This window comes from Roseomonas gilardii, from assembly GCF_001941945.1.
In the GTDB taxonomy this organism is placed as follows: Bacteria; Pseudomonadota; Alphaproteobacteria; order Acetobacterales; family Acetobacteraceae; genus Roseomonas.
The window spans coordinates 23,354-42,882 of the sequence record NZ_CP015587.1; the positions used below are offsets into that span (position 1 = coordinate 23,354).

General features: G+C 63.1%; 20 protein-coding genes. 4 read left to right on the forward strand and 16 right to left on the reverse strand.

Annotated elements, in window-relative coordinates:
- Nucleotides 1-35 precede the first annotated feature (35 nt).
- The 10 genes from RGI145_RS24455 to RGI145_RS24500 all read right to left on the reverse strand — a co-directional run bounded on the left by RGI145_RS24455 (nt 36) and on the right by RGI145_RS24500 (nt 9,363).
- The gene (locus RGI145_RS24455; RefSeq protein WP_075801126.1) at nt 36-371 is read right to left on the reverse strand and encodes a hypothetical protein; all 336 of its coding nucleotides are present in this window, start codon (nt 369-371) and stop codon (nt 36-38) included.
- Nucleotides 372-427: 56 nt separating this feature from the next.
- Nucleotides 428-877, reverse strand: a complete 450-nt coding sequence (locus RGI145_RS24460; RefSeq protein ID WP_075801127.1) for a Zn-ribbon domain-containing OB-fold protein — start codon at nt 875-877, stop codon at nt 428-430.
- Entirely contained in the window at nt 874-2,067 is a 1,194-nt protein-coding gene (locus RGI145_RS24465) for a thiolase family protein (protein ID WP_075801128.1), read from the reverse strand. Before RGI145_RS24465 ends, RGI145_RS24460 begins: the two co-directional genes overlap by 4 nt.
- Before the next feature lie 40 nt (nt 2,068-2,107).
- Complete coding sequence (locus RGI145_RS24470) at nt 2,108-3,262, reverse strand: acyl-CoA dehydrogenase family protein (protein WP_075801129.1); 1,155 nt, start codon at nt 3,260-3,262, stop codon at nt 2,108-2,110.
- On the reverse strand, nt 3,259-3,756 hold the full coding sequence (locus RGI145_RS24475; protein ID WP_075801130.1) for a MaoC/PaaZ C-terminal domain-containing protein: 498 nt from the start codon (nt 3,754-3,756) through the stop codon (nt 3,259-3,261). The genes RGI145_RS24470 and RGI145_RS24475 overlap by 4 nt, the downstream gene beginning before the upstream one ends.
- A gap of 22 nt (nt 3,757-3,778) precedes the next feature.
- Nucleotides 3,779-4,243: a MaoC/PaaZ C-terminal domain-containing protein gene (locus RGI145_RS24480; RefSeq protein ID WP_075801131.1), complete on the reverse strand. Its 465-nt coding sequence runs from the start codon at nt 4,241-4,243 to the stop codon at nt 3,779-3,781.
- Between the two features lie 10 nt (nt 4,244-4,253).
- Nucleotides 4,254-6,404 carry an acetate--CoA ligase family protein gene (locus RGI145_RS24485; RefSeq protein WP_075801132.1) on the reverse strand — a complete coding sequence of 717 codons (2,151 nt, stop codon included), beginning with the start codon at nt 6,402-6,404 and terminating at the stop codon, nt 4,254-4,256.
- Nucleotides 6,405-6,546: 142 nt separating this feature from the next.
- Nucleotides 6,547-7,656, reverse strand: coding sequence for a CaiB/BaiF CoA transferase family protein (locus tag RGI145_RS24490; RefSeq protein WP_075801133.1), 1,110 nt, complete (start codon nt 7,654-7,656; stop codon nt 6,547-6,549).
- 28 nt (nt 7,657-7,684) lie between these two features.
- On the reverse strand, nt 7,685-8,398 hold the full coding sequence (locus RGI145_RS24495; protein WP_075801134.1) for a nitroreductase: 714 nt from the start codon (nt 8,396-8,398) through the stop codon (nt 7,685-7,687).
- Nucleotides 8,395-9,363 carry a Bug family tripartite tricarboxylate transporter substrate binding protein gene (locus tag RGI145_RS24500; RefSeq protein ID WP_075801135.1) on the reverse strand — a complete coding sequence of 323 codons (969 nt, stop codon included), beginning with the start codon at nt 9,361-9,363 and terminating at the stop codon, nt 8,395-8,397. Before RGI145_RS24500 ends, RGI145_RS24495 begins: the two co-directional genes overlap by 4 nt.
- Before the next feature lie 301 nt (nt 9,364-9,664).
- Here RGI145_RS24500 and RGI145_RS24505 point away from each other — a divergent pair, with 301 nt between their 5' ends.
- Nucleotides 9,665-10,456, forward strand: coding sequence for a FadR/GntR family transcriptional regulator (locus RGI145_RS24505; protein ID WP_075801157.1), 792 nt, complete (start codon nt 9,665-9,667; stop codon nt 10,454-10,456).
- A gap of 298 nt (nt 10,457-10,754) precedes the next feature.
- Here RGI145_RS24505 and RGI145_RS24510 read toward each other — a convergent pair whose 3' ends face one another.
- The 3 genes from RGI145_RS24510 to RGI145_RS24520 all read right to left on the reverse strand — a co-directional run bounded on the left by RGI145_RS24510 (nt 10,755) and on the right by RGI145_RS24520 (nt 12,029).
- Nucleotides 10,755-10,967 (reverse strand): hypothetical protein, encoded by a 213-nt coding sequence (locus tag RGI145_RS24510; RefSeq protein ID WP_167668439.1) that lies wholly within the window; start codon nt 10,965-10,967, stop codon nt 10,755-10,757.
- 208 nt (nt 10,968-11,175) lie between these two features.
- The gene (locus tag RGI145_RS24515; protein ID WP_156878789.1) at nt 11,176-11,460 is read right to left on the reverse strand and encodes a hypothetical protein; all 285 of its coding nucleotides are present in this window, start codon (nt 11,458-11,460) and stop codon (nt 11,176-11,178) included.
- Between the two features lie 17 nt (nt 11,461-11,477).
- On the reverse strand, nt 11,478-12,029 hold the full coding sequence (locus RGI145_RS24520) for a hypothetical protein (protein WP_075801138.1): 552 nt from the start codon (nt 12,027-12,029) through the stop codon (nt 11,478-11,480).
- A 105-nt stretch (nt 12,030-12,134) separates the two neighbouring features.
- Between RGI145_RS24520 and RGI145_RS24525 the strand changes: the two genes are divergently transcribed.
- From RGI145_RS24525 to RGI145_RS24535, 3 genes are all read left to right on the forward strand, one after another.
- Nucleotides 12,135-12,539, forward strand: coding sequence for a helix-turn-helix domain-containing protein (locus RGI145_RS24525; protein WP_335740103.1), 405 nt, complete (start codon nt 12,135-12,137; stop codon nt 12,537-12,539).
- A gap of 739 nt (nt 12,540-13,278) precedes the next feature.
- Nucleotides 13,279-13,872: a hypothetical protein gene (locus RGI145_RS24530; protein WP_075801140.1), complete on the forward strand. Its 594-nt coding sequence runs from the start codon at nt 13,279-13,281 to the stop codon at nt 13,870-13,872.
- Nucleotides 13,873-14,111: 239 nt separating this feature from the next.
- The gene (locus RGI145_RS24535) at nt 14,112-15,863 is read left to right on the forward strand and encodes a DUF4214 domain-containing protein (protein ID WP_075801141.1); all 1,752 of its coding nucleotides are present in this window, start codon (nt 14,112-14,114) and stop codon (nt 15,861-15,863) included.
- A 190-nt stretch (nt 15,864-16,053) separates the two neighbouring features.
- Here the strand turns inward: RGI145_RS24535 and RGI145_RS24540 are convergent, their stop codons facing one another.
- From RGI145_RS24540 to RGI145_RS24550, 3 genes are all read right to left on the reverse strand, one after another.
- A complete protein-coding gene (locus tag RGI145_RS24540; RefSeq protein ID WP_075801142.1) occupies nt 16,054-17,145 on the reverse strand; it encodes a site-specific integrase in 1,092 nt (363 codons plus the stop codon).
- On the reverse strand, nt 17,142-18,953 hold the full coding sequence (locus tag RGI145_RS24545; protein WP_075801143.1) for a site-specific integrase: 1,812 nt from the start codon (nt 18,951-18,953) through the stop codon (nt 17,142-17,144). Before RGI145_RS24545 ends, RGI145_RS24540 begins: the two co-directional genes overlap by 4 nt.
- Before the next feature lie 124 nt (nt 18,954-19,077).
- Nucleotides 19,078-19,299 (reverse strand): helix-turn-helix domain-containing protein, encoded by a 222-nt coding sequence (locus RGI145_RS24550; protein WP_075801144.1) that lies wholly within the window; start codon nt 19,297-19,299, stop codon nt 19,078-19,080.
- Between the last annotated feature and the right edge of the window lie 230 nt (nt 19,300-19,529).

A 19,529-nucleotide genomic window follows, 5' to 3' on the forward strand; every position in this document is an offset into this window, starting at 1 on the left:
TGACTACCGGATTCGTAGCAGCAGTAGGCCAGCCGTCAGGGAAAGGCCGGCAAGCTCACCAACCCCAACGAATAGCCTGCGAAGTCGCGCAGGACCCCCATCATGAGGGGACCAAGAGCGTAAGCTGCCTGTCCAAAAGCAGTGCTCAGACCAAGTACGCGCATGAAGGCTTCCGTGGCGAACTCCCTGCCGATGATGAGAGCCGAAGCCGCGCCTGCCAAAAAGTAAGTCGTCAGATTCACGGAAAGGATAGAGATGGACCAGCCTCGGCTGGTATGCAGCTCAGCCAGATAGATTGCTTGACCGTAAAAGCCGAAGCCCCAGGTGAAAATCGCCAGTGCTAAAACAAGCGAGGATAGCCGGCCATTCATCTACTATCTCATCTACCGCTGCCTTAGCCGCCTCAAGGTGCCTGGAAGTAGCGTGATCAACCCGCATCCGGAGTTGAACCAGCATGGGTTATGTCGGGACGAGCGGCGAAGAGCGGTCCATCTTCGTAGCATAGCGCTACCAGCTTCACTGGTTGGTCGAGCTCTATGGTTTCCTTGTCGAGCAAGCGGGTCGCAAGTCGGACCCCTTCTTCCAAATCCACGATTGCAATGCTATAGGGTGCGTCGCCTTGGAATGCAGCCGGCGCTGCATGGATAACAGTGGAAGCGTAGAGGCGCCCCCTGCCCGATAATTCACGCCAGATGATCCGACGAGACCAGCAGTGCGGACAGATAGCTTTGGGAGGAAAGGTGAAACGGTCGCAATCCTCGCAATACGTTGACTGAAAGCGGCCTTCGGCTAATCCATTCCAGAATGGGGCTGTCGTGGCCGTTACGCGAGGTGGATAGGCACGACGTCCGGCACACGGGAGAACCTCGATACTCATCGGACCGCCTCCAGAACATGTACAAGTGCCGCGTTATAGTTGCCGAGTTCTGCGCTAGTAACAGCGAGTCTTGCGTCGGCAACCTGCCGATTGGCCGCCTTTCCTCGAAGCTGCTCCAATGCTTCAACGAAGCTGTAGAAAGGCGTAACATAGGCCGGGTGGCCACGAGATTGCAGCCCACCGGAGGTGCAGATCGGAATTCTGCCGCCAAGGCTGGTCTCTCCTTCTGCGGCGCAGCGGGCTCCACCGCCACGTGGTACCAATCCGAGTGCCTCGCTCACCAGCACCTCGACGATCGTACAGGGGGCGTAGAGTTCAGCAAAATCAATGTCTGACGGTTGTACGCCCGCAATGTCGTAGGCCATATGCCCGGCTCTCTGAGCTGCGATCAGGGCCGTCATGTCACCTGGAACTTCGCTGATCTGGTGCGCTCCCTCGTGATAGAAGCCGCGAGAGCGTATCCGCGCATAAGGACGTCCGGTCGCGAGAGCTACCTCCTCATCCGCCAGTACCAGACACACTGCACCATCGGAGCGCGGGGGTACCTCGTAGAGACCAAGTGGCTCCACGATCATCGGCTGTGCAAGAACCTGCTCCAGTGTCACCGGCTTGCGAAACTGGGCGAGCGGATTGAGAGATGCATGACGGCGGTTCTTCACGGCCACAGTTGCAATCTCCTCGCGTGAAGATCTGTAGTCATGGATGTAGCGTGCGGCATCCATCGCATACCAAGCGATTGGGGTGACACCGAAAGGAACCTGGAAGTCCACATCCCCTGTTGCACGCATAGAACTCATCATATGCTCGGCAGCAGAGGTCGCTGTTTCGAAATTTACGCCAAGTGCGAGTGCCACACGTGTTCGACCTAATAGAATGTCGTTCACTGCCTGTTCGAAGGCAAGGCCCGCGGTCATCCCATTGCCGAGGATCTCCGCAACTGTTCCCGTGCAGGGTAAACGCAGGTAGTGCGCCATGAATGTCGCGAAGTACTTCTGCAGCGTATACGGTCGGCACTGTGCGAAGGAGAGCGATCCGATCTCCTTCCGTTCGACACCTGCATCCGCAACAGCGTCCAGAACAACATTCGCCAGCACCTCGTGCTCAAGCACCTGCTCGGCTGCATTGGCCGGGCTTTGCCACTTGCCACAGGGGATTGCCGCGGCACCGAGTAAGGCGACAGATCTGGTCACGGTGTGGAATCCGTAGCTTGTTGTCGCGATATGGAAGTCTTCACAGACCCATACGCTTCGCGAGGACATTCCGTTGAATCTCATTGCTCCCGCCCCCGATCGGACCTACGCGGGAATCACGGAAGAACATCTGCATGTCGTATTCCATTGAGTATCCCGCACCACCAAGTATCTGAAGACCTTCATCAGCGCAGCGGAAGTTGTTCTCCGTGCAAATAATCTTAGCTATTGAGGTCTCTTCGATCGCTGGGTGTCCCGCATCGATCAAATCAGCGACCCGATACACAGACTGCCTGGCGGTCTCGGACATGATCAGCATGTTGGCGAGCTTATGCTGGATCACCTGGAAATCTGAGATAGGATGGCCGAACTGAATACGTTCCTTGGCGTAGTCCCTCGCATACTCCGTGATCTTGAAGCAGTGTCCGGAGGAAATGGCAGCGAGCCCAAGGCGTTCGATGCCAAGACATGTCATGATGTTCTTCCAGGCTGCACCCTCGCTGCCGATGAGGTTCGAAGCTGGCACCCTGACATCTTCGAAGAAGACCTCGTTGGCGTGGGTGGTACGACGCCCTAGCATGGCAAGAGGTCGGATCGTCACGCCCGCCGCCCGGGCATCCACCAGCAGTGCGCTCATACCCTTGTGCCGTTCCGCACTTGGATCGGTCTTTGCAATGACAACCAGATAGTCGGCGACGTGCGCGCAGGTGATCCAGACTTTGTTACCGTTCAGGATAAACTCATCCCCCCTGCGAACCGCATTGGTCTTGATCCCTGCCACGTCAGATCCGGTCCCGGGTTCGGACATGGCCAATGCCAACTTCACGTCGCCGGACATGATCTTCGGGATGACGTCGCTCTGGACCTCGGGTTGGCCAAATTTGACGACATGCATGCCAGCGTAGATCAGTGTGGTCGTCACGGCCTGGGCAATTCCAGTATAGTAATATCCAAGTGTCTCCAGTAGAACAGCCAGATCCTTTGCTGACCCCGCCATGCCTCCGAACTTCTCAGGATAGAAAAGTCTCAAGTAACCTGCTTCCGCCAGAGCGTTATAGGCGTCGTGCGGGAACTCTTTTGCCTCATCCATTTTCCGGACGCGTTCCCAGGGCAAATGGCGCTCGCAGATGTCGAGGATGCTTTCACGCATCATCTTCTGCTCATCGGTCAGTCCTGTTAGATTCATGAGTGTCATTGCCTTCCTCCCGCTTGGACTCTGCTGCTTTTCTGTAGTGCTTCGGCACCGGCACGCGTGAGCACCATGGTCGTCATCAGCCCACTCTGGACGACTTCGTCATGATGATTGATCAACTCCATCCGCCTGACCAGCACGCCCCGGTCTGGTTTAGAGGTCGGACGGGCAGAGATCACCGTGGCCCTCAGGCGCACGGTATCGCCAAAATAGATGGGCTCCAGGTATCGCCATTCATCGATGCCAAGTGCGGCGATCGCCGTCCCTTCGAGGTAACCTACGCTGGCGCTCAGGCCGGTGCAGATCGATAAGCCCAGAGCGCCATGAGCAATCCGCTGCCCCAGGGGCGAACGTTTCGCATGCTCGGCATCCGTGTGCATCGGACTGGTATCACCCGATAGCCAGGAGAACATAACGACGTCAGTCTCCGTAATGGTCCTGGAACGCGTCGTATCAACTTGGCCAATCCGAAAATCCTCGATGCATTTCCCACGCATTGGACTTTGCTCCAGATGATGGTCACATCGACGAGGTTGCAACAGAACGTGTCAGGACTAGCGTTGTCATCAAGCCGGACTGCACGATCTCATCTCGCTGATTGAGAAGCTCCATTCGCCTGACCAGCACGCCACGATCAGGCTTCGAACTCACTCGGGTAGAGATCACCGTAGCGCGCAGTCGCACCGTGTCGCCCAACAGGATCGGCCGAAGGAATTTCCACTCGTCCACTCCAAGTGCAGCGATGGCGCTACCCTGCAGGTAGCCGAGATCAGCTGTGAAGCCGGTACAGAGTGATAGCCCCAGTGTGCCATGGGCGATACGCTCCCCCATCGGAGAGCGGCGGCTGTGCTCCGCATCCGTATGCATCGGATTCACGTCACCCGAGATCCAGGAGTAGGTGACAACATCCGTCTCCGTCACGGTGCGAGCCCGGCTTTCATCCACTTGGCCCTCGGCAAATTCTTCCAGATACCTTCCTGCCATTGCTGCCTCCCTAGACCAGAACGACCAGCGCATCCGCTGCAACGACGCCTTCACGCCCGACGATGAGGGGATTTACGTCGACTTCTTCCATCACATCGACAAGGTCCGATGCCATCTCCGAGAAGCGACAGATGGCCTCGACAGCAGCGTCCACATCCAGCGCTGGTTGGTTACGGAAGCCTGTCAGCAAGCGGTAGCCACGTAAGGATGCCAGGAGCTTTCGGGCTCTGGTCGGGCTGACGGGTGCAAGGGCTGTCGAAACGTCACCCAGCACCTCAACCAGCACACCGCCGAGCCCCACCGCGATCATCGGTCCAAACTGCGCATCTCGTTGCAGCCCCAGGACCAGCTCAGCGCCAGGGGGAGCCATGGACTGCACACTCAAGCCATCCAGGCGAGCATCCGGCTTATGTTGGCGCACAGACTTGAGGATTTCCTCCGCAGCTTGCCGCACGGCTTCGTCGCTTTGCAGGTTCAGTCGGATGCCGTGAACTTCGGTCTTATGTGGAACATCGGCGGACGCGATCTTGACCACTACGGGGAAGCCGACCTTAGCCGCTGCATCTGCTGCCTCAGCAGGGCTGCTGATTACAATCTCACGTGGCACCACGATACCATAAGCAGCAAGGATGCGTTTCGAGTCCTGCTCGCTCAGCGTTCGGCCTGACCTTCCGGCCACGGCGATGATCTCACGTGCTGTGTCGGCAGCCGTGAGTGGCGACAGGCGAGGGGAGAGGTTATCTAGAGGGGTATCCCGACGTTCATGCCAGTCATGCCAGCTCCGAATGGTTTCCATGCAGCGCTCGGCAGAACGAAAGAGAGTCACTCTCGGGTCTGCGTCCAGCAGAGCACTGCCAGGACCCTCCAGCCAGTCCGTCATCCATACCCCGGCCACGGCACAGTCTGTCCGTGCGGCAACCTCCGTGAGAACTGGTGCGCGATGGCCTGTGGAGGCTTCATGCGCGAAGACGAAGGGCACAACGACGGAGCTGAAACCTGGATCTGTGACGAAGGCATCCAGGCAATGGGCAAAAGTTGAGGAGGTCTTTAGCACCTCGGCCGTGAGATCAGCAGGGTTGGCAACTGCGCCGAAGTCAGGGACCACCGCTTCCAAGGCCCTTCTGGTTACTGAGCTGAGTTCCGGTAGCAACAGGCCCATCTTCTCAGCCTTGTCGGCATTGATAACGCCCGCTCCCCCAGAAGTAGACATGATGCCGACACCGCGCCCCCGGGCGGGACGCCCGTTGCGCGCAAAGAAACTGGCACGCTCGATGACCGCTTCCAGATCATCGACCACAACTGCTCCTACGTCCTCGAAAGCAGCACGGTAAGCACTATCAGCTCCCACCATCGTACCAGTGTGCGATAGGGCCGCCTTGCGGCTCGCCTCTCCGTTGCCGGCCTTGTAGGTGATCAGGGCCTTGCCTGCTGCGGTGGCTCGACGCGCAGCATCGAGGAACCGTTTCCCGCTCTTCACGCCTTCGAAGAGGCAGATGATAGAGCGAACCTCGGGATCATCCGCGAGTGCGGAGATAAAGTCGCAGATGTCGACATCTGCGGAGTTGCCGGCAGCAAGGTAATGGCTCACACCCACGCCGCGTGTCATGGATTGCAGCACTGCGTAGCCTAGTGCACCGCTTTGCGAAACGATAGCCACGGGTCCCGATCGCCCGCCGACCATTTGGCCGCAGTCGGGCATGAAGTTCATGATGGCGCCGCTTCGCATATTGGCGATACCAACACAGTTAGGGCCGGCAACCCGGATACCGCTGCGTTGTGCCAAGGTAACGATGGCTACTTGCTCTGCCACACGCTCAGGCAAGCCTGTCTCTGCGAATCCTGAGGCATAGACGATGGCACCGCCGACTCCCAAGCGGATCGCTTGGCCAAGCGATTCCTCTACCTGTGTTCGAGCCACACAGAGAACAACGCAATCAGGCGCTTCAGGTAGATCAGTCAGGCTGGGAAAGCATTCCCTGCCCGCGATTTCCCGATACTTCGGATTGACGCCAAAGACCTTGCCATGGAACCCAGCGAGGTTAGCCAGGGTGCGTTGGCCGAAAGAGCCAGGTGTCGCCGAAGCGCCGACCACAGCCACGCTTTTGGGATCTATCAGCTTCTGAAGATCGGGTAGTCGGTAGACGGCTCGCTCCGTCGCCATTCCTGTCGCCCTCCATATCAGCATTATCGCTAGTGTTGTGTTATGGACTAATGGACCGTCCAAATTAGTCAAGGAAAAAGTCGTGCGTTTGCTGCCTGGACGCTCTATGCAGCCTGGAAGATGCCTTCTTCCACGTTCCGATTCAGACGCCAGATCTTTCGCGGCGTCGTACGCTCCACTCCGAAAGAAGGTTGGCAGCGGTGAGATCTTCTCTGATCGGTGGTCGTGCCTTTCCAGGCGTCCTGGAGAAGCGCGGTGCCGGTGCTGGCTGCATTATGCCATCGACCTCAATCATGCTACTGCGCTGCGCCATGTGCGGGTGGTTTGCCACTTCGTCCAGGTTAAGAATAGGACTTACGCAGGCGTCGGATTGAGCGAAAACCTCAGCCCAAACGTCCCGCTCGCGTTGCCGAAAGGCCTGTTCCAACTTAGCCCGGATGATCGGCCAGCCTGAACGATCCTCCCGCCGAGGCAAGGTGGCCGCATCGATCTGAAGTTTTGCCAGCAATTCCTGCCAAAATGGCTCCTCCAGCGCACCGACCGCGATGTAGCGCCCATCGGCAGTCTCATAGGTCCCATACCAGGGTGCGCCACCATCGAGGTGATTGCCCCCCCGCTGTGCAATCCATTGGCCGCGTGCCATGAATCCATGAAACAGTGACATGAGCAGGGCGGCGCCATCGACCATGGCTGCGTCCACCACCTGCCCGTGTCCACTTCGCTGCGCCTCAATGAATGCACATAGGACACCAAATCCCAGGAACATGGCGCCGCCGCCGTAGTCGCCCACAAGATTCAGCGGTGGCACCGGTGGCCCACCATGTGAACCGATAGCATCGAGCGCTCCCGTGAGCGCGATATAGTTGATGTCGTGCCCTGCCGTCGGCGCCAGCGGTCCCTTCTGTCCCCATCCGGTCATACGGCCATAGATAAGGCGGGGATTGGCATCCAGGCAGACATCCGGTCCAAGGCCAAGGCGTTCCATGACGCCTGGACGGTGCCCCTCTAACAAAATATTCGTGCCCTTAACGAGGTCCATTACCTGCGCCCTGTTCTCGGTGCACTTGAGATCTATTGGCAGGATGCGGCGACCACGCAGAGTCACGTCGTGCCTTGCATACCGTGGCGCGCCGGGGCGCGCTAAGTGGATGACTTCCGCGCCCATGTCCGCCAGCATCATGGCACAGAACGGCACGGGACCCAGCGCGCCGAATTCAAGTACCCGGATTCCGCAAAGCGGCCCACTACTCACTTGACGTCTCCCTTAATGGATCTTTCCCTCAGGAACGCCACTGAACCACCTCCTCAATGGATGCCCGGTCCGTTCGAAAGGAGTTGGCTGGGTGTGCCTTGTCTTCATAACCGAATGAGATCCCGCACAGGACATACCTGTGATCGGGAATGCCAAGATGTCGTCGGATGAAGCCTGCGTGGGATGCGAGAGCCGCCTGGGCAATGCAGGCAACACCCAGTGCTGTCGCTGCCAACATGAAGGTCGTGACATAGGCACCACAGTCCACGGCACCATAAGTGCCAAGCACAGTATCTGTGGTCACGATGGCAACGTGCGGGGCACCGAAGAGGCGAAAATTCTCTGCTGCCTGCTTGGCCGAAGCCTCGCGGTCTCCATGGGCGATGCCAACGGCATCATAGAGTTGGAATCCGCAAGCACGGCGCCGATCCCGATACACGCCGTCATAGGCAACTGGGAACGCGATATCTGGCGCCTGGGCATGAGTAACGGCACGGGATCGTAATCCATCCCGGAAATCATCCGTCGCTGCCCCGCGCGTCACAACAACTTGCCAGGGTTGTACATTGCACCAGGATGGCGTTTGTTGTGCTACTATCAGGATTCTTTTGATGATCTCATCGGGCACAGGATCCGATAGAAAGGCGCGGCAGCTATGTCGCTGAACCAGGAGCCGATGAAGAGCATCAATGGAAGACAATTCGTCTGTGACATTGGAACCTGCCGGTTCTGAGCGAATCATTCTGGCTTGATTCCAGCCGTAGAGAGGACGTTACGCCATTGAGCTTCCTCTGATGCGAGGCGCTCACCAAATGCTTGAGGGGTGCTGCCATTTGCCTCCATGCCGGCGCCAAGAAGTTGCTCCTTCACTGCAGGCAGGAGAAGGGCTTGCTGGATCACCGCATTGAGTTTGTTGACAATGTCTGGCGGTGTCGCCTTGGGCGCCAACATACCGAACCAGATCTCAGCGGAGTAACCTGGGACAACATCAGCGATTGGTGGCGTTCCAGGCACCACAGGAGAGGGCTGTGTCGTGCTGATGCCGAGACGGCGCAACTTGCCAACCTCCACCTGTTCGTTCATGGCCTGAGAGTAGGAGGTGAGGACGAATTGCACTTCACCTGACACGACCGCCATGGTCATCGGCGCTTGTCCACGATAGGGGATATGGACCGCATCCAGCTTCGCCATCTGGCTGAGCATCAACGTCGCGACATGGCCGAATGAGGCGACGCCTGCTGTGGCATAATTGAGTTTCCCCGGCTGCGACCGCACCTGCGCGATGAACTGCTGCAAGTTCATGGCCGGGAATTTGGCGGATGTAACAAGAACGAGCGGTGCCAGCGACAACAATGAAACCGGGGACAGGCTATCTGTGGCCTTGTAGCCAATTGTTGTGTCTGTCAAAGGCAGGATCGTGCTGGGGCCATTGTTACTAATGGCTAGCGTGTATCCGTCGGGTGCAGCATTGATGACTTCACGCAATCCTACCGACCCGGAACCGCCCCCACGATTTTCTACGATGATTGGTTGACCAAGTGCTGTTCGTAAGGGCTCCTGCAAGGCCCGTGCGATGATGTCGGTCGTACCGCCAGCCGGGTATGGGATGATCAGCCTGATTGGACGAGCCGGAAACACCTCGGCGGCGGAAGTCGGCCAAGCCAAGGTCGCTGCCAAGGCGCCAAGCAAAGCAGGGCGTCGGTACATGCTGCTGATCTCCCTAGTTTTATTTGTCTTGATGACGCATTGATGTGGACGCGACGGTCAGCGTGACACATTTGGACCGTCCATTCAACCTAATTGCCGGGCAACCGGTAAGGTTGTAGTGTTAGGTCTGTCCTGAGGCGGACTGGGGAAGCACGCGAACGTTGCGTGGCTCAGCTCGAAGCTCACATCACCAAGGAGATGCATGGCATCCGGGAAGAGGGCGGCGCCCAGGCGTCCAGCGGGGGTAGTACCTGCTTCTGCCAGACAGATGGCCACCAAACGGCTTCGAGAGGACGAGAGGATGGCTTCCGTCGCATCTGCTGCTCGCGCAGGCCTGGGCAAAGAGGGGAGCCAGAAGACCTTCGCGCCGATCCGGACAACGCGGATTTCGGAGGAGATCGGTGTTCGCATTCGTCGGCAGATTGCCACTGGCGAACTGCAGCCGGGTGACCGACTTCCAACAGAGCGCGAGCTAGCTGAGGCCTTTATGGTGAGCCGGATGGCGGTGCGGGAGGGCATGCGCAATCTTGAGGCAGCCGGCCTGATCGTTCTACGCAAGGGGCGCAACGGCGGGGCCTTTGTCAGCAATGGAAGCGCGAAGCTGGTCACCCAATCGATGCAGGACATGCTGGATCTGGGACGCGCCACACTGCCTATGTTGCTTGAGGCCCGACTGTATGTCATGGATGCAGTGGTGCGATTAGCCTGTCAGCGCGCTCGGCCTTTGGATCTGACAGCACTGGAAGCCAATTTGTCTGAGACAGAAGCACTGACCCGATCTGGTCGCTTCGAAGATCGTACATTCCTTGCTATCGGCTTCAACAGGATCCTGGCCGAAGCCACAGGAAACCACATTCTGACCGCTCTTGTTGAAGCGTTGAGCGAAGTGGTGAGGCATTTCGTTGCGCTGGCAGGAATGCGCACCCATGATCCTGTGCTCCGGATGCGCCGGGCATTAATAGACCAGATTGCGGCGAAGGATGTGGAGGGCGCGGCCACGACAATGGCCGACTACCTCAAGGGGCTACATGTTCACCTTGAGGAGAACCAGCATGTGCAGGCTCTCCGCAGCAGGGCGCTCAAGGGTGTGTGAGATTATGCTGGCGCCAAGTGCTTCGGAGCTGGCTCGGTCTGGTGGCCTGAACTGGGAAGCGGATGCCAGTAGCCGCGCGGCTTGGCACTATGCTCGACAGCGGCGCGATGGGCCGGACGCAGGTTCTCCCTAACCCTACCATGGCGATGAGCGACATGCTCGACCGCTACGGCATTGCCTCGTGATAGGAGTATGCTGCAATCCAAATAGGGGCTGCAGCTTATTGCAAAACGCCTTACTCCGATCGACTAGTTCTCATTGGCAAAGCGCATCCCGCCGTGGCACCACCGGCATCGCCTCATGCGAAGATTAAGTTGTTGGCCTGGAGATCGGTGTGGGCGACCACGATGATGGCGCCGTTCCCGGGATCGGCCGAGTTGGCCGTGGTGTCGCCATGCGTGATGCTCAGTTGGCCGAACTCATGGATGCCGCCGAAGCCCGTCAGGTCAATCCTGTTCTTGCCGTGCTCGAAATCCATGATCCGGTTGGCCTTCGTCCCTTCACTGAACACGAAGGTGTCACTGCCCCCGATGGTGAACTGGCTGGTCGCCGGACCATCATGGCCAGCAGCCACAGCGTGGCGCTGAGCAGCACCATCGGGAAGCGATGCTCCCCCGGTACCTGGGGCCGCAGCAGCGCCATCCAGGGATCGAGGAACATCTCCGCCAGCCACGAGGGCTCGCGCAGACCCTGCCCTGTCCCGCCGGATCCATGCCCGCTCAAGTCGCCTCCCAGAGCCTGCCCGAGGTGCCGCAATGGCCCTCGCGCTCGTTGCCACGTTCGACGGCGCACAGCACGAAGTCCAGCGGATCCGGCATCGCCGGCTCGCCGGTGACCAGATGGTCCGCCAGCGGCGGCAGCGGTGCGGGCTGGACCCGGGAATGCAGGCAGCAGGCCAGCCGCCAGGCCTCGCGCGCGCTGCGCGGCGACGGCAGGCCGCACAGCGTCCACAGGTCCAGCCGGGGCGGCCGGCTGGAAGCATCGGGCTCCCCGGCCATGGTCACCCTCCCTCCTCCTGCCTTCAGGAGCCGACCACGAAGACCGAAGTCCGGTCGGTCCGCTCCTGGTGGGTGGCCGGGCGCACGCTGACCCAGACGCCGGGCGCGCCCTCCCATTCCCACAGGTGCGATCCGTGCTCGTCCAGCAGGTCGTCGCTGAGTGCCGGTCCGGGGCTGACCCCGGTCGCCACCTCGTTGGCCGGCCGGCCCGGCCACTGGATCAGGTCGCCCACCTGGGGATGCTGCTCCTGCGGGAACAGGTAGGTGACGGTCTCGGGCGTCTCGGTGCGCGTCTCGGGCAGGCGCTCGATCACCAGCCGCGCCAGCTCGGGCAGCGCCTCGAAGAGGTTCCGCGTGTCCTCCTCGCCCACCGTCCAGACCTTCTCCTTCGGGTTCCAGCGCGCGCTCCGGACCCGCTGCTTGAACAGCGCGATGACGGCCGGGTCGTAGCGGAACCCGACCTCGAAGTAGTGGCGCTTGCGCACCTGCACGCCCGGCACGCTGCGCGGCTCGGGCTCGGGGCGGCGCGCTGCGTCTCCGGGCCGCGGCACCTCGCCGCTGTGTTCCTCGTCCATGGGTCCTGTGGTCCTGCATGATGGGTGTGACGACCAGGAGACGTGATGGAGCAGAACACATGTAGCCTATCGTCATAGGGACGATAAGACGTGGAATCACCATGCGTGGACCTTTGGTCCGTCGCACGCCTCCCTGCGGCGATGGAACGGACGAAACGCGGCCCCGGAAGGGCCGGAGCGGCACAGGCGGAGCCACAGCGGGCGCGCGTCCCGCGCAAGCCGCGCCGGCCGCTGCCGGAGCCGGAGATGCCGGCCGGGGCGAAGGATCCGAGGATCGTCCTGGGCGAGCGGGTGAACGCCCTGCGGGTGGCGCTCGGCCTCAGCCAGGAGGACTTCGCCGGCCGGGTGGGGCTGGACCGGACCTATGTGAGCGGCATCGAGCGGGGCCTGCGCAACCCCACCCTGCTGGTGCTGCTGCGCCTGGCGCAAGCTTTGGAAGTGCCGGTCACCGGGTTGCTGGAGGAGCCGTCACCCCAGCAGCAGGGAGAGCGGCCGCCCGCGAAGCGCTGAGGGGCGCCTTGCGTCACGACCGGCACGGAAAGCGGGCGAGGCCTATGGCCTCGTCCCGCTTTGCCGGCCCCGGCCTCGGCCCGCCGGGAGGGCGGGGCGCCGGCTCCGGTGAGGGAGGGCACCGTCATCGCCTGACGCCCGCTACGACACTGAGGTAGGTCGTTCTTGCTGCACCGCAACGGGAGGTGCACGGCTTGGATGCGGCAACCCGCGTATGGCCGGGAAATCTTCGCATTTCATTCCGATTTGCTATTGAAAATGCAGGCCCCGCTTCCCATCTATGTTGAGGTGAAGCCGGAAGCCTGTCTGTTGCTCTCTGCCTTCCGGGCGCCTGTCGCCCCCTCTTCCCCATCCCCTTCTCATCCTGGCGGACCGATGCGCGCGCCTTCTGGCGGCGTGCCGGTCCTGGACCGCGCATCCGGCACTGAGCCGGCCGTCTTCTGCGAACCTCCTGCCCTGCCAGCGGTGGCAGCCCGATGACCGGGATGGGCCGCCCGGCGCTGCCCCTCGCCGTGGGCCTTGCGCCGGCCCCACCGCGTGCGCGCGGCGGATCCTCTTCCTTCTCTCCTCCTTCCGCTTCCCTTCTCTCCTCCCGGCTTCACCACGCCTTCTCCCGATCTGCCTTCACGGATCTCCGGTGATCACCGGCGGGGGACGCCACATCATCGCGCCCCTCTTTTTCCCCTCGTCCCGTGTCCCCGGCCGGTCTCGGTAGCTCCCAAGCCGACCGTCGCGGCCCTTGAGCAAGGCCGAAACCATCCTCCAGGACACCACGATGCTCTTCAGCACCGATGTTCCCGACGACGAGGCCGAGCGCCAGCGGGCCCGGCTCTTCCGGCACTTCGCCGCACAGCTCCTGCCCACGGTGGCGGAGGCCAGCGATGCCGCCCTTCCGGTTGCGGAGGAGTTCGAGCACCTGCACCGGCGCCTCGATGTCCTCGAGCGCCACATGGCCGACCTGATGTTCCTCCAGCTCTCCGCGCAGGACCTCCTGCTCGGCAGGCGCCGGGACTTCTCGGTTCGCAGCCGCGACCTCATCGTCGCGGCCCTGCGCCGGACACCCTACCGGGGCCTCTGCCCCTGCTGCGGCCACGAGCCCGTCCTCGACGAGGCGGGCGCACCGCTGGAAGGGACCGAGTTCGACCACGCCTTCCACCGCGGGCTGAACCGGCCCGAGCATGGCTGGCTGGTCTGCCGGCCCTGCCACCGCGAGATGACCCATGGAGGCTATCTCGCGCGCTTCTCGCGCATCCACCAGTTCCGCGCCTTCCAGGGCGCGGTGCTCGCCGGGCGGGACCGATCCCGGGCCCGCTCCGCGGACGCCCCGTCCTGACGTTGGCACTCGCCAGCAACGCAAAGCCCCCGGCCTGAAGGCCGGGGCTTTTTGCGTTTCCAGGCCTGGCGGCTCCGGCGTCACCGGGCCGGAGCCGCGGCCTGTGGCAAACCGGGAACACGCCACGCTGCGGACAAATCCTGAGACGCCAGCGTATCGAAACAACGCACTCGTTGCCTTGATGAGACAAAGGTTAACGATTACCGACTTCCCCTGACCTTGGAAGGGATTTGCCAGACGTGTCCGGAACGCTGCCTACGATTTCCCTGGTCGTTGCGAAGTCCTACCTCACCGAGGGGACCGACAAGACCCTCGACGTGATCGTCGTTCGGACGCCGTCCGACCTGACGAGCTCCGTGACCGTGGAGTTCTTCACGCCCGTCACCACACGCAATGTCGCCGGAGCGGACGACTTCGTCGGCGGCCTCACATCGAAGGTGGTGACCTTCGCGCCGGGCGAGACGTCCAAGGCGGTGAGCTGGGGCATCGTCGATGACAACGTCCCGGAGGTCCCCGGCGCGATCGGCCTGTGGCTGCGCAACCCGGTCAATGCCACCGTCAGCACGAATGGCAGCGGATCGGCGGGGGTGTCCATCCAGGACAACGATCCGACCGATACGATGAGCATCGCCGCTGTCGGCACCCCGGCCGTGCGGGAGGGCGATGCGTCGGACCAGGGCTCGCACAAGCTCACCTTCGATATCGTGCGCGAGGGCAACACCTCCTGGCCGGTCACCGCAGCGATCGTGATCGAGGCCGACACCTCGGCCGGCGCGCATTCGGCCTCGGCCGGCGACATCGTGGGCGGCTTCGCCACGCAGCAGGTCTATTTCAATTACGGCGAGACTCATAAGACCTTCGAGGTCGCCATCGCCGGCGACAGCCTCCTCGAGGGCAACGAGACCTTCGTGGTCCGTATTACCAACACCTGGAGCCCGTCGGGAGCACCGGGCTTCCTGACCGGGATCGGCACCGCCGCGGTCACCGCGACGATCCTCGACGACGATACGCCGGTCGTGTCGGGGACTGCCGGCAACGACGTCCTGCACCATGCCGATGGCTCCCACATCTATGACGGCGGGGCCGGCTTCGACGTGCTGGACTACGGTGCCGTAGGCCGCCGCGGCCTCGCCGTGACCCGCTCCGCCGAGGGCGACGTCGTCATCAGCCATGGCGGCCAGACGGACACGCTGCGCTCGGTCGAGGAGGTCCGCCTGGCCGATGGGCGCCTCGTCTTCAACGAGGCCGATCCGGCGGCGCAGGTGGTGCGGCTCTACCACGCGGCCCTCGACCGCGGCCCCGAGCAGCAGGGCCTGAACTTCTGGATCGGCCGGCTCGGAGAGGGCCACAGCCTGCTCGATCTCGCGCAGAGCTTCCTCGCCAGCCCGGAGTTCAACGCGCGCTACGGCAGCCTGACGGACAGCCAGTATGTCGACCGCCTCTACCAGAACGTCCTGGGCCGCGAGGGCGAGGCGGCGGGCAAGGCCTGGTGGCTGTCGCAGCTGGGCAGCGGCCACAGCCGCGCGGAGGTGCTGCAGGGCTTCTCGGAGAGCGCCGAGAACCGGAACAACACCGCCGGCCTCTGGCGGAACGGCATCTGGGACGTCGACGAGCATGCCCTGCAGGCCGCCCGGCTCTACGACACGGTGCTGGGCCGGCTGCCCGACGCTCCGGGCCTGGCATTCCAGGCCTCGCTGCTCGACAGCGGCGTCGCGCTGAGGGATGTCGCCGCGGCCTTCACCCGCAGCCCCGAGTTCCAGGCGAAATACGGCGCCCTGGATGACCGCCAGTTCGTGTCCAGCCTCTACCTGAACACGCTGCACCGGGCCGCGGAGCCGGCCGGGCTGGACCACTGGGCGGCCCAGCTCCAGGGGGGTGCGTCGCGCAGCGACGTGGTGCTGGGCTTCTCCGAGAGCCCGGAGCACATCGCCCTGACCAACCCAAACTTCATGTCCGACGATCCGGGCAGCTACGGCATCGCCTTCGCCTGAAGAAGGCCGGCTCCAGAGTGGCAGGTGCACCACCCTGACGCCGGCAACATCACAAAGCCCCCGGCCTCGAAGGCCAGGGGCTTTTCGCGTTCCAGTTGGACAGCGCGGAAAGAGAAGCTAGCCGAAAGTCCCCGATCCGGGGCGCTTCTTCCTTATCCGCCTCTCGTTCACGCGGCTCTCGCGCGTGATGTCACGCCTTGTCGCCGTCACCGGATGGCGTGCGTAGCACGGCTGCGGTTCGGGCACGTTCCCGGGCCAGGGCATCGTGAAAGCGCCGCGCCGCGACCTGCCGCTTGCTGCGGTCGTAGTGCCCGTGGCCTGTCCGCAGGGTGATCGAGAGGATCGTGGGCCCGAGATGGGGATCGTCCGGAGCATCCATCACGGCCGATGTCATCAGCCCATGTCGGAAGCTGTGCGGCCCGAAGATCCCGTCCTTCCCGAAGCGCTTCTCCGACAGCCAGCGGATCCGCTTCTCCAGGCCGCGCGCTCCCAGCGGCTCGCCGCCCCAGTTGACCCAGAAGGCGTCCGATACGCGGCCACCCAGCAGTTCCAGCCGCTCCTGCGCGAGGTAGCGGTCGATCCAGGGGGTGAGGATAGCCGGCAGCCGGCAATCCTCGGCATAACGGGTCTTCGTGTCCTCCTGCTCCAGCCAGACACACCAGTGCTCGCCATCCCACCGCAGGTGCTTGCCCAGCCGGAAGGCGGCGATCGTGCGCAGGCGGTAGCCGCGCGACGCCAGGATGGCGATCAGTAGCCCGTCGCGCAGCTGCACCTGCCGGCGGCGCGGAGAGCGTCCCAACGATCCCTCCGCATGTTTCAGCCCCCAGTGGAACAGCACCGCGCTGTGATGGACCGGCTTGTCGTGGACCTGCATCGGCAGGAGTTCGCGGACCGGCGTGCCGCCGGGGCAACGGATCCAGGCGTGGTCACCACCGGGATCCAGGACTTTCAGCGCCATCTCGATCTCCTGCAGGCGGCCGACCACGGTGTAGTCCGCGTTGCCCAGCGCACGGAGCTCATCGAAGAACCGGCCGACATTCTCTCCGGTCGCCAGCGCCGCCGGCGGGAGGTCCGGATCGAGCAGCCCGTGCCACAGCAGGAAGCCCAGGAAGCGCCCCCAGCCCTCCTCGGCCTTGGTGACGCTGGCCAGCGCCCAGTGCCGTGCCTTGCACGGCTGGCGCGACCGCCGCCCCCGGCTGGCCAGGAACTCCTCCCAGCTCCTGCGATGGGAGGCCGGCCATTCCCGCAGGCGCAGGCAGCGCCGCCTTGGATCGGCGCTCACCGGCCCACCCCCGCCCTGACGGCGGGACGCCTGGACAGACGGGAGGCGAGGGCCAGGCCGCGCGTCTCCTCGCGCAGCCGCAGCACACTCCTGCCGAAGCGGAGCGCCGCCGCTTCCTTCTCGAACAGGATGTAGTGGCGCATCGTCGTTTCGATGGAGCGATGCCCGAGGATGCGCCTGACCTCGTCGATCGCCTCCGGATAATGCCTCAGATGCAGCCAGGCCGCGAAGCTGCGCATCAGGTGCGGGTTCACCTCGACACCGATCACCTCCCAGAGATGCGCCTTGAGGTGATTGGCCAGGGAGGTCGCGCTGATCGGACCGTCGCCGGCGCCGGGGAAGAGGTATGGATTGCCTTCATCCGTCAGGTCTGGCCGGTACGAGCGGATGTAGCGCTCGATCAGCCTGGCGGACCCCTCCGGCACCGGCCACTCGATGGGCTCGCCGTTCTTGACCTCGTGGCCGGCGATCACGAGGTGGGTCAGCCGGCGTCCCTTGGGGTCGAGACGGCGCAAGTTCCGGTCGAGACGCAGTCCCAGGAGGTTGGACAGCCGCATCGGGCAGATGGTCAGGATTTCCAGCATCACCGCGAGCCGCACCTGGCGGGCCGCCTCCACGGGCGCGAGATCCGGGTCCTTCGCCAGCCGCATGAGCCTCGCCGGCTCGTGCAGCAGCCCGGCATAGGCTGCCGGCTGGGTCAGGGCCCGGATGCGTTCGCGCACCCGCAGGGGGAGGCCGGCCCTGGGGTCCGGCTTCGTGTCGGCGACCCACTCCCTGATCGTGGCGAGCGTTTCGGCATCCAGGGGATCTTTCTTGCGCCCGGCACAGTACTTCGCCACCTGCAGCAGGGCCACGCCCACGGTCCAGACCTGCCCGCCCCTGCGTTCGGTGGAGCGCTCGATGACGGCATCCAGGATGAGTTCCACCCGCTCGAGAGGCCTGACCAGGTCACACAGCGAACGCAGCTGTGTCAGCGGCACGCCACCTTTCACCAGCAGGGCCCCTGCCTGGCGGATGGAGAACAGGCGTGTCGCGATGGTCCGGGGACGCAGCACATGGTGCCGCTTGCCTTGGACACGTGACCGACGCCAGATGCTGGCCCCCACGACCGGCGCCAGCGTGGCGCTGAAGTCCCGAAGGTCGTCCTGGAAACTCTGTGGGTAATCCGTGAACGGCAGGGTGTAGGGCTGGCGGCGGCGGGGGGCTTTGAGGACAGGAAGCGGCATGCCGGAGGCGGCCACGACGGCGTTCCAGGCCCGCGCCACGACGACCGGGCGCCCCGCAACATTCGCACCCAGGCGGATCCTCCTGTCGGCCATGGCCCATTCGGCCAGCATGACGTCCGATATCGCTTCCGGCCCGATCCCGCGTTCGCCGCAGTATCTTGCCAGGTGCCGCAGGCAGGCGACCTGAGCCTCCAGACGGGCGTGGCCGAGCAAGGCCTGCCAGGCCGGGGACAGGTCCTCGAAGGTGCGCAGGTCCGGCGCATGCAGACCCAGCCGCCGCAATGTCGCGCGCAATCCGCTCACCATGTTGCCGAAGCGCCTGGTCCGCATGCGATGCCCACCCGGAGGCTTTCGGAACAGCGCCTCGTTCAGCCAGGCGACATCGCAGGGCACCGCCGCGGGCTGTCGGCCCAGCAGCCGCGCGGCCGTCGTGAGGTCCGATCTGAGATCGCGGCGGCGTGTCGCCGGCAGATCGCTCCAGCCATCGATGGCTGCCATGGCCTCCGCGAAGCTGGGCACGGCGGAAGCCGGAAGCGGAAGGGATGGCAGCATCCCCGCGGAGCGCGGATCGTGGTCTTTCATGGGTCGGATTTCCCTGTTTGGCCAAGGGTGGCCAGGAGCGGCCATTCGTGCGTGCGTAGCAGAGTTGAATGTCCGCTTTAGCGGGGCGACGGACGCACGACGTTCGCCAGAGCGTTGATCTGGCTCAGTCATTTCCGGATTCGTCGGAAGGGCCGGTGTCGTCGCCGGCGCTGTCGGCAAGCGCGCGCTCGAGGTCCGCGAGGCGGATCCGCACGGTGCCGGCGATACGAACAGTGGGAAGCAGGCCGTGCTGGCACCAGCGCCGCAACGTGCGGGCCGAGATGCCCAGGCGCTCGGTGACCTCGGCCAGGGTGAGCAGGCGCTCACCAGGATCAGGAGTGCTCATGAGCAGTGGCTTTCAGCCACGGAAGGAGCGCAGAAACCGTACTGCCGCTTGCTCATCCTTACTGATGAAGCGGCGCGCTTGCTGAGAACGGCGCGGTCCTTCGCTGTCAGAACCTTCGGATCACTCGGCGGACACAGGAAGCAGCCGGTATGATCATGAAGCTGTGGCTGCTGTGCGCCAACGAGCGATGCGGGTGGGCTTAGGTCAGTAAGTTGGTGTGTCTTGGATGA